Origin of the sequence: Mesorhizobium sp. M8A.F.Ca.ET.202.01.1.1 (genome assembly GCF_004791595.1) — a bacterium.
GTDB lineage: Bacteria > Pseudomonadota > Alphaproteobacteria > Rhizobiales > Rhizobiaceae > Mesorhizobium.
Map to the genome: position 1 here is coordinate 1 of NZ_SRUN01000113.1, position 372 is coordinate 372.

Annotated in this window: 1 protein-coding gene; it reads right to left on the reverse strand. The window is 61.3% G+C overall.

The window, feature by feature from the left end; genetic code table 11:
* Positions 1–208, reverse strand: a 208-nt coding sequence (locus EN845_RS34070) for a co-chaperone GroES (protein ID WP_135931291.1), incomplete at its 3' end; no start/stop codon positions are given.
* Positions 209–372: the final 164 nt, after the last annotated feature.

Consider the following 372-nt stretch of genomic DNA (forward strand, 5'->3'; position numbering starts at 1 on the left):
ACTTGCCGAACAGGATTCGGTCGCCGACCTTCACGTCGAGGGGCACGAGCTTGCCACTCTCGTCACGGGCGCCCGGGCCGACGGCGATGACTTCGCCTTCCTGCGGCTTCTCCTTGGCAGTGTCGGGGATGATGATGCCGCCAGCAGAATTCTCTTCGGCCTCGATGCGGCGGACGAGTACACGGTCATGCAATGGACGGAACGTCATATCGTTCTCCTTCAGGACAAACAGATTGCGAGAGGTTCCTCCGCTCCGGGCCGGCAGGACCGGAGCGGGGCTCGCGCGACCCTTTCGGCGTCGCGCGCATGTGGAACTAATTTTGCCTTCTTCTACTTTCAAGGGGGTGCCGCAAAAATTTTGGCACTCTCGGC